The organism is Chrysiogenia bacterium (genome assembly GCA_020434085.1).
In the GTDB taxonomy this organism is placed as follows: Bacteria; JAGRBM01; JAGRBM01; order JAGRBM01; family JAGRBM01; genus JAGRBM01.
Map to the genome: position 1 here is coordinate 1 of JAGRBM010000279.1, position 9,820 is coordinate 9,820.

Genomic DNA, 9,820 nt, shown 5'->3' on the forward strand with positions numbered 1-9,820 from the left:
GGCGGGCGGCACGGCGACTTTCGACGATCTGACCTACGACACGATCGGATTTGTGAATTTTGACGTGGTGGACATGGGCATGACCCTGCCGTCGATCACGCCGGGATCGGTGCAAATCATTCCGCCGGCCTTTGGTCTGATCGGCGGTGCGACCATCAACCAGGGCGCCGCCCTCAACGCGATCGCTGCGGGTGATACCGACCTCGACGGCGATATCGATGTTGCGGCGGTCAGCACGGCAAGCGACATTGTCTACACCCACCTCAATCAGGGGAACTCCACCTTCGCGCCGTTTGCCGGCGTGGCCGTGGGGGACCAGCCGGTCGATGTTGTGCTGGCGGACTTCAATCATGACGGTCTCCCGGATATCGCGACGGCAAATGCCGGTGTTACGAGCCTCTCGGTAGCGCTCAACAACGGTGCCGGTTTTGACAGTGCGGTGGGTACGACGCTCGCCGGTGGTGCTTCTACGCTGGCGGTCGGACATCTCGACAGCGACGGCAACCTGGACATGGTCGTGGGCCATAGTACAGCCGATGCCTACGTTTTGACCGGAAACGGTGCGGGCATGTTCAGCGGGGTCTATCAGGTGAGCGCGGTCAACGATACGCAGCAGGTTGCCATCGAAGACCTCGACCATGACGGGGACGGGGATGTGCTGATCCTTGCCGGTACCGGAGCGGCAGCAAGGCTGCGGGTATTCTTCAACGCCTCGCTGGTCTTCACCGAGTCGACTTCCTCCCCATATGTGGCAACCAACTCCGATTCAACCGCCTTTGGGCTGGCCGACTTCAACAACGACGGCTTCGCCGATGTGATGATCTCTTCGCCCTCGGGCGTGCAGCGCTTTATCAATGATGGAAACGGCGACTTCGCCATCTTTGGAACGACCGGGACAGCGGAATCTACCCCGGTCTGGTCGGAGGCGGTCGACGTGGACGGAGACCGGAACCAGGACTTGCTGGTTCTCCACGCGAGCAGCCAGCTCAGTCTGATGCTTGGCGACGGAAGCGGAAATCTCTCTGAAGAGAACCATTCGCCGTTCCCGGCCAACATGGGTGTCAATGACGGCGCGCTGCTGGATATCGACGGCAACGGACGCGTCGATCTGGCAGTGAGCCTCGATACTGCAAACGAGATCGACTTCTATGGCAATAACGCTCCCGAGCCCAAAGCTGTCTCGATTGGTACCGGGTTCAGCACCACCTGCCTCGTCGATGCAATGGGGGATGGCTACTGCACGGGTAGCGACAACGTGAGCGGCACGCTCGGCAACGGTAACCCGATCGCCGATGTGCAGCAGCCCGATCCGGTGGACACTACCAATGTCACCGGCACGGGCCGGTGGCTCAAGATCGATCCGGGTTCGACGGTCAGTTGCGGTCTCACGATCGAGCACGACGCCTATTGCTGGGGCAACGCCGCACTTGTGGGCGACAATGGCGGTCCCAATCCGGCGCCCGAGCCGCAGGCGGTCGCAACCGGGCCGATCGGCGGTTCCACGAAGTTCGCCGACATCCAGGTCGGCAACGGTTCAATTTGCGGCCTGATGGTCGATGGCGACGCCTACTGCTGGGGCCTCGACAACAACAACGAGCTGGGCAACGGGCCGGGAACCGCTACGCTGGATATCCCGAGCGCGGTGGATACCACCAACGTGGTTGGCAGCGGGAAGTTCAAGAAGATTGCCATCGGCACCGACCATGGCTGCGCAATCTCGCGGGAGGGCGACGCCTACTGCTGGGGCAGCAACGCCAACGACCGGCTGGGTGATGGCAGCGGCACGAACCAGGACATCCCGGTGCAGGTTGATACGACCAACATCGGCGCGGGTTCGACCGAGTTTGTCGACATTGCACCGGGCGGCTCGCAGACCTGCGGTCTCATGAGCGACGGCGTGGTTTACTGCTGGGGCAACGACACCCCCGGCGCACTGGGCAATGGTGCCGGCACCAATTCGGAGACGACGCCCACCACGCCGGTCGATACCGGTGCGATTACGGGCTACAAGGACTTCCGCGAGATCGAGGCGGGCAACCAGTTCACCTGCGGAATCCTGGCCGACGGGCGCAGCTACTGCTGGGGTGCCGACGGCAACGGTGAGCTTGGAAACGACCCGGCATTCTCGAATGCCGATTCGCCGGTGAAGGTAGACGTTACCGGTCTGCCCTCGAACCAGGAGTTCAAACTCATTACACCGGGCGTCACCCACACCTGCGGCCTGGCCTATGATGGCAGCGCCTGGTGCTGGGGTCTCGACGATGCCGGTCAGCTCGGCGGCACGCTCGGCGATGACACCTCCGGGGTTCCGGCGCCGGTGACCGGCTTCTAGTCTGGTATAAAGCCACAATGCGAAAGGGCGCGCCGATGATGGCGCGCCCTTTCTTTTTTCGCTTATTCGGGAAGCAGCTTCCGGCCCGGAGGGCCCTTGAGGATCACGATGAGCTGGGCAACCCCGTCCTTCCAGCCGATTTTCTTGCCTTCCTCGCGGGTGCGGGCGCGGTAGGTGATGGGCACATTGGCCACGCGTGCTCCCAGGCGGATGAGCTCGGCCGCCAGCTCGGGATCGAAGCAGAAGCGATTTTCCGTGGAAGTCACGTAGGGCAGATACTTGCTGCGGAAGGCCTTGTAGCAGGTCTCCATATCCAGCACGTTCGTGCGGTTGCGCGTATTGAACACCCAGGAGAGAAAGCGGTTGGCCGCGAAGTAGAGCGGGCGCATGTGCTCGGGCCGTCCTTTGTGAAAGCGGTCGCCGAAGACCACGTCGGCGCGTCCGGCCTGCATGGGCTCGAGCAGGACGGGGTAATCCTCTGGCCAGTACTCGAGGTCGGCATCCTGAATGACGACATATTCGTGCGAGACGTGTTCGAAACCGCGGCGCACAGCCGAGCCCTTGCCTTGGTTGGGGCTCTGACGAATCAGACGGATCTGGGGGAGCTCGCTCTCGATGAGGCGCTCGACAAGCTCGCTGCTGCCATCGCTGGAGGCATCGTCGACCACGATGATCTCGCCGACGACCGGCTGCGCGGCGACGCGGCGCAGAATTTCTTCGAGAAAGTCCGCCTCGTTGTGGACGGGCATGATGACCGACAGGCACGGCGCGCCGCCGGGCGCAGGGGAATTTGCGTGTGGCTCACTCATGGGCAAATACAATCCGGCCGCGCCGGGGCGAGCCGATAAACATCAGTAATTCCAAGCAGTTATGCCTGCCTAGGCGATTCTGCCGAGCTCGCCGGCCACCTTCTTGGGGACGCCCTTTTCCTTGTACTTGATGTACTTCTTGTAGCTCTTCGGGCGACGCTTTTCGAGCCAGACCAGGAACTCGTCGGCCTTCTGGAAATAGGCCTTGTGCAGCGGCTCATCGGGCCAGCGCACTTCGCAGTCTTTCCAGTCGTAATCGCGGCAGATCTCGGGGCGCGTCTCGTAGACGCCGCACAGCCCATTCTCGGTCAGATTCTCGCACTTGCTGTCGAACTGGATGTACCAGTCGCCATCGAAGTCCAGGAAGATACTCACGTTGGGGTGGTAGAGGTACCACATCACGCAGTCGTAGTCGGAATGGGTTGTCGGCTCGTCGATTTCCGTCGCCACGTAGCTGCAGCACTGGATGCAGTTGTAGCAGGGGTGGTCCTTTTCCTTCTTCATGGGAGAGTTGAGGACTGGAAGAACCATCATGGTGCGCGCGGCGCTCGGGTCGAGCTGCACAACCTTCTTCGCCTTTTTGGCTTTCTTGTCCTTCTTGTTCTTCTGCTTGTCTTTCTTCTTGCCCATGGTGCGTGAGTTCCCTTGTCTGGAGGGCACGCAGCGGCTCCGTTGCTGAAGCGCTGCTGCGTGCTGTGTCCCCTTCGATAGCGTGCATGGCCCGATGGGTCCAGCCGCCGCGCCCATTCATGTGGGTTCGTGACAAGGATGCCACGGGCGGTCATGTTGAAGCCATGAGCTTGAGCTCTCAAAAATCGTCGGACGCGGCGCTCGCGCGGCTGGCCCGTCGCATCGAGGGCTGCGAGGCCTGCCCGCGGCTGGTGAGCTGGCGCGGAGAGGTCGCACGCGAGAAACGCAGGGCCTTTGCCGCCGAGACCTATTGGGGCAGGCCGGTGCCGGGATTTGGCGATCCGGCGGCCCGCATTCTCATCGTGGGTCTTGCCCCCGGCGCCCATGGGGCCAACCGAACGGGCAGGCCCTTTACCGGGGATCGCTCGGGGCAGTGGCTCTACCGGGCGCTCCATCGTGCCGGGCTCTCCAGCAGGGCCGAATCGGTACGGGCCGGAGACGGCCTGCGCCTTCGGCACGTCTGGATCACCAATCTCGTGCGCTGCGTTCCGCCGCAAAATCGTCCTGCCGGCGATGAGCTAAAGGCCTGCAGCGTATTCCTGGATGAAGAACTGCGCCTGCTGGGGCGCGTGCGGGTCGTCCTGGCACTGGGTGGAACGGCCTGGAATCAGAGCTGGAAGACTTTGGGCGGAGCCACGCCGCACCCGCGCTTCGGCCATCTGGCCCAGGCACAGTTGGGTGGAAAAACCCTGTTGGGTTCCTACCATCCGAGCCAGCAGAATACCTTTACGGGCAGACTGACCGAGCCGATGTTCGATGAGGTGTTTACGCGCGCCCGCTCTCTGGCCGCGCTTCCGAAAAAGCGAAAGCGTTAGGGAACGAAGGTGAGCTTGTCCGGAGCGCCGGCATAGGACTTCTCGAGCGCCGCGCGCTCTTCTTCGAGCATCGCGCCCTGCGCCACGCGCAAGGGCAGGGGGGCGAGCGCGCCGAGGATCGTCTCAAGCGATTGCACGCTGGTAAGGCCGGGCACATGCCCCTCGAACTGGAAGCGCGTGGGCGCGACGGTGGTCATCGGTCGGACAGGAAGCTCCAGCGCCGCGACGCGTGCGTCGATGAACGCCAGCGGCGCCCCCAGTGTGCCGGTGCCGTCGTAAACTTCAAAACTCTCGAACGCGGAAAAGTCCTGCATCTTCAATAGTGAGAGCAGCGCCGCCAGCGTCTGGCCGGTTGCAGTTGTCTCGGCCGCCGCTTCATTGTCGGAATAGGAGAGCGGCTCGACGAGCAGCAACGTCGCCGCCCGTGCGCGCACCTCTTCAGGGACCTGCGCTTCGATCAGGGTGCGGACACGCGGGAAGTAGATGAGAAGCCCGCTGCCACTGCCACTCTCGCGGCGCGCGCGCAGGCCCGTCCAGGAATCCTCCCAGCGGTTTTTCTCCAGCGGCTTCCAGCGCGCGGGTTCGACCAGTGCTTCAAAATTCGGATCCAGCAGGCGGCGCACCAGATCGGCGCGTGCCTCGCGCGTGGCGGGAAACGGGGCTTTCCGGCGTGCCTCCAGCACTTGCCGGGTCATCCATTCGGAAATCTGGGGGTAGGGACCGTCGCCGGCGAAGAGCTCTTTCGCGGCAACCAGCGGCAGACCCGCCGGGGCGAAGGGAACCTCGATCAGATCGCGCGGCCACCACTTCAGCTCGGTCGTCTTCGCCAGGTCGGCAAGGCGCGCCCCCAGTGGCTGCGGCTCGCGTGAGAGCAGTCCCGAATCCTGTGCACGCGGCAGGATTCCCTGCTCGGCCAGATACTTCAGCGCCGGGGGCGAGAGGTAGTAGGGCAGGTGAGGCCCTTGCCTGACCACAACGTCCTGCAGGCGCGCGAATTCATCGGCCGGCAGCAGTGCCCGGGCCTTTGTCGCCATCTCCGAGAGCAGCGCCAGTCGGCGCGTCTCATCCGGGACGAAGGTGTTGTCCTTGCCGCCGTTGATCCAGAGCGTGGGGTGAGCATGGGCATTGAGGGCGAGGAGTTCGTCGAGTCTGATCGCCCGGCTCAGCCCCGGCACGCGCCAGCCACCGGCGGCAAGGCCGGGAACCTCCGCCGGGACGACCAGCGTGGAGGCGGCAACGAGCACATCGACGCGCTCGTCGAGCAGGCCGGTGAGCAGCGCCGTCCAGCCACCCAGCGAATAGCCTGCCACCGCGAGCGGCAGCTTGCCGGTGCGCGCGTCGGCGCGCGCCGCGGAGATGAGGCGGCGGATGTCGCTGACCTGCACCCCGAGCAGCGGGCGGCCGACATCGGCACTGATGGCCAGCACGTCATCGTTGAGAAACTCACGGGCGCGTATTTCCGGGGTATGGCTGCGTTCGCCCTCCCCAAGTGTGTCCCAGCCGATGCAGGCGGCGCCCGCGCTGACGAAGGCCGCACATGAGAGCTGGGAGAGAAAATCGTGCTTGTTCTGCCCGGTGCCGTTCGCCAGTACGACAACGGACTTGGGAGTGCTGTCGGGGGGCAGCCACAAAAGCGCGGGCAGGTCGAGCGCGTCGCCGGGCCCGCTGACGCGCCAGGCCTCCACCCGCGCATGGGGGAGACGTTTTCCCCAGACCTTCTTCACCATCGTGATGGGTGCCGGGGCCTGGATTCCCAGGGCGGCCAGCACCGGGGGGCGGGCGCGCACGAGGGCTGCGCCCAGGGCGCCGGGACTTGCATCCAGACCGGGGAATTGGGCGATTTTTGCGCGCAGGTAGGCATCATAGCGCGCGAAGCGCTGCTGGCGGCGCTCAACGCTCTTCTTGGCCAGGGCTTCCTCGGACGGCGGGTGGGGCCCGCTCAGCGGTTTGCGTTCGCTCGCGCTGTCGCAAGCGGCTAGGCCGAGCAGCAGAAGAAGCACGCACAGAAGTTCTCGCCGCATGAAACAGGTCCCTTTCCCCGGACTCCCCACGCGTGAGATCGGCCCCTTTTACCGCCGGATGCGGCAGCTATGATGGGGGCTCGCCGCGTGGGAGTCGCCCCCAATCCTACCAGTCAGGAATCGCGACACAAGCAAGCGCCCGCGGCGGGCGAGGGAGAGTCATCTATGAAAGCAATGCTGTTCACGCTGGTCCTGCTGGCCGGCACCACCGCAGGCTTCGACAAGCCCGAGAGCGCCTACTGGTACGCCCCCGGCCGGAACTGGTTCGTCTCCAACGTGGCGGGATCGCCCGTGGGCAAGGACGGCAACGGCTGGATCGCGCGCCTTGACGAGAGTGGCAAGGTGACCTCTGAGAAATGGGTCTCCGGCCTCAACGCGCCCAAAGGCATGCGTGCCCACGGAGGAAAACTCTACGTGGCCGACATCGATCAGCTCCGCATCATCGATGTAGAGAAGGGCGAACTTCTTGAAAGCGTGCCCTATGAGGGGGCGAAGTTCCTCAACGACGTAGCCGTCGGTTCCGATGGCACGGTCTACATTTCCGACATGATTACCAGCAAGATTCACACCTGGAGCGGCGGCAAGGCCGGGACATTTCTGGAGGGGGAGTCGATCGAGCATCCCAACGGAATCCTGATCGACGGCGACAAACTCATCATCGCCGCCTGGGGACCGGGCATGGACCCGGCGAGTTTTGCCACGACGAGCCCCGGCCGGGTGCTCACCGTGGATCTCAAGACGAAGAAAGTTACGCCACTCGGAAGCGGCGCGCGCGTGGGGAACCTCGATGGCATTGAAAAGCGCGGCGAGGGCTACCTGGCCACGGACTACATGACCGGAAATCTCTATGAAATCTCCGCCGACGGCTCGGCGAAGCTGTTGCGCGACGGCTTTGTAAACGGCGCCGACATCGGGCTCGATCCCGCGCGCGGCCTGCTGGCGGTTCCGGAGATGGGGGCCGGCAAGGTCACATTCATCGATCTCGAAAACTGACTCGCGGCCGGCGCATTCGCGCGGTGTGACGCAAGTCCTTGCTGAGGGAGGCGCCCGAAGGGCAGCTTATAGGGGATGCGGGAGCAATTTCATGGAGTCGGGCGGCGCGCGCGGGGACTATCCCTTGCCGCGCTGTGCCTGGTGGTTGCACTCTGGTGCGGCCCCGCGCTCGCGCAGGAGCCCCCGCCCGAGGAAACCCCCGCTGCGGTTCAGGAATCCGTGGCCCAGTCGGAGCCTGAAACACCCGCCGAGACGACAGCCCCGGCGCGAACGCCCGTGGAGGAATCGAGTAACGAGCGCAAGCCCAAGCCCGGCATGATGGAGCAGCTCGAAATCTACGGCGACACGATCCCGACGATTCCAAGGCGCTTCGAACGGCGTGCGCGTGAGCTTCCCGAAGAAATTCCCGACCGGCTGCGCAACTTCCCCTCGCGGGTCAAAAAGCTTCCCAGGGACATTGAAGAAGGAATGGGTGATTTCATCCAGGAGGTCCCTTTCCCCGGCGCCCCGCCGGTGAAGGATCGCCCGCCCGGTTGGAACCGGGAATTCTTTCTGGACCTGCCGAAGGAACCCATGGACGAGGCGGAGGGCTTCGGTCTCGTCCCGCAGCTTGGTTACTCCCAGGAAACGGATTTTCTCTACGGCCTTGGATTTGCCGTGGGTTCCTGGCCCTTCAAGAAAGACCACCTGGAGATCGGTGCGGCCGGCACGACCAAAAATCAGTATGAACTCGAGTTCGACTACATCGCCCCGCAACAGGCCGGCGGCCTCTTCCGCATGGAACTCGAATCGAACCTTCGCACATGGGTGAGTTCCTACTTCGGCCAGGGAATCGATACCAACGAGAGCGATCGGGATCAGTTCGACTACGATTCCTTTAATGTGGATTTTTCCTGGTGGGTTCACCTGCCCATGCATTTTCGCGCGGGCGTGGTGTTCGGGCTGGAGGAATGGGACATCGTCCGAACGACTTTCGATCCCAACGGCATTTTCATCACCGCCACCCCGATCGGATCCAACGGCGGACGCGTGGTGACCATCGGCGGGGGGCTGGCCTTCGACAATCGCGACAACGAGTTCTTTCCCAATGACGGCGTGCTGGTCGAGGGCAGGGTGGTCAACTCCAACGACGCCTACGGCGGCGACTTCGACTACAGCCGCATGACCATCGATTTTCGCGCTTTCTGGACGCCGGTGAAGACGGGGCACGTCATCGCCCTTCGGACCTTTTACGACGTGACCTTCCAGGGCAATCCACCCTTCTTTGTGGAGCCCGTGCTCGGAGGGGCAGAGTTTGCGCGCGGCTATTTCGAGGGACGCTTCCGCGATTCGAATGCGCTGGCCGCGACCCTCGAATACCGTTTCCCGATCTACGGGCGCATCAACGCCGCGCTGTTTTTCGACATCGGGCAGGTCCAGGGCTCGCCGCTCGACTTCACGCTCAGCGATTTTAAACCTACCGGTGGGGGCTCGCTGGGTTACCTGATCCCGCCGGGAAAGATCCTTCTGGTGCGCCTCGAAATGGCCGCCTCGGAAGACCAGGTCACGTTTGCCCTGCGTTTCGGGCATTCCTTCTGAGCGGCGGGGGCATGGCCCCGCGCGGTGATCGTGGTCTATGGTGAGCCCGGCGCCCGGAACTCCGGGCGCGGAACGGATTCCAATGCGACGCGGCTGGTCCGAAGAAAAAGACGAGGGACTCGACCGAAAGCCCCCGTGGATGAAGATGAAGATCCCGGCGGGCGCGGGCTACGTGCGCCTGAAGGATCTTGTCGCACGTCAGAGCCTCAACACAGTCTGCCAGTCGGCAACCTGCCCCAACATCGGCGAGTGTTGGGCGGCAGGAACCCTCACGATCATGATTCTGGGCGGCACCTGCACGCGCCGCTGTGCGTTCTGCGACGTGCCGACGGGAAATCCCAAGGGCGTCGTCGATGCCGAAGAACCCCGCCGCGTGGCCGAGGCCCTCTCGGAACTGGGGCTCAAGCACACGGTAGTGACCAGCGTGGACCGCGACGATCTGAGCGACGGCGGCGCGGCGATCTGGGCAGAGACGATCAGTGAGATTCGCGCGCGCTGCCCGGGCCTGACGCTGGAGACGCTCACCGGCGACTTCGGCGGCGACCATGGGGCGCAGGACCTTGTGTTTGCCGCGCGTCCCGA

Annotated in this window: 8 protein-coding genes; 5 read left to right on the forward strand and 3 right to left on the reverse strand. The window is 63.9% G+C overall.

From position 1 onward, the window contains the following. Window positions 1-2,332 (forward strand): VCBS repeat-containing protein (locus tag KDH09_09345; GenBank protein ID MCB0219885.1); only part of this gene is annotated, 2,332 nt, incomplete at its 5' end. Window positions 2,333-2,394: 62 nt separating this feature from the next. Here KDH09_09345 and KDH09_09350 read toward each other — a convergent pair. Both KDH09_09350 and KDH09_09355 read right to left on the reverse strand, forming a co-directional pair. Further along, a complete protein-coding gene (locus KDH09_09350; GenBank protein ID MCB0219886.1) occupies window positions 2,395-3,141 on the reverse strand; it encodes a glycosyltransferase family 2 protein in 747 nt (248 codons plus the stop codon). Between the two features lie 69 nt (window positions 3,142-3,210). Further along, window positions 3,211-3,771: a YkgJ family cysteine cluster protein gene (locus KDH09_09355; GenBank protein ID MCB0219887.1), complete on the reverse strand. Its 561-nt coding sequence runs from the start codon at window positions 3,769-3,771 to the stop codon at window positions 3,211-3,213. A gap of 164 nt (window positions 3,772-3,935) precedes the next feature. On the opposite strand from KDH09_09355, the gene KDH09_09360 reads away from it, so the two are divergent. Continuing rightward, on the forward strand, window positions 3,936-4,646 hold the full coding sequence (locus KDH09_09360; protein MCB0219888.1) for a uracil-DNA glycosylase: 711 nt from the start codon (window positions 3,936-3,938) through the stop codon (window positions 4,644-4,646). On the opposite strand, the gene KDH09_09365 is transcribed toward KDH09_09360, so the two are convergent. Further along, entirely contained in the window at window positions 4,643-6,667 is a 2,025-nt protein-coding gene (locus KDH09_09365; GenBank protein MCB0219889.1) for a hypothetical protein, read from the reverse strand. The genes KDH09_09360 and KDH09_09365 overlap by 4 nt on opposite strands. Before the next feature lie 165 nt (window positions 6,668-6,832). On the opposite strand from KDH09_09365, the gene KDH09_09370 reads away from it, so the two are divergent. The 3 genes from KDH09_09370 to KDH09_09380 form a co-directional block, all read left to right on the forward strand. Beyond that, a complete protein-coding gene (locus KDH09_09370; protein MCB0219890.1) occupies window positions 6,833-7,660 on the forward strand; it encodes an ATP/GTP-binding protein in 828 nt (275 codons plus the stop codon). A 75-nt stretch (window positions 7,661-7,735) separates the two neighbouring features. Beyond that, window positions 7,736-9,238: a BamA/TamA family outer membrane protein gene (locus KDH09_09375; GenBank protein ID MCB0219891.1), complete on the forward strand. Its 1,503-nt coding sequence runs from the start codon at window positions 7,736-7,738 to the stop codon at window positions 9,236-9,238. Window positions 9,239-9,320: 82 nt separating this feature from the next. Next, the coding region (locus KDH09_09380; GenBank protein ID MCB0219892.1) for a lipoyl synthase at window positions 9,321-9,820 on the forward strand (500 nt) is incomplete at its 3' end.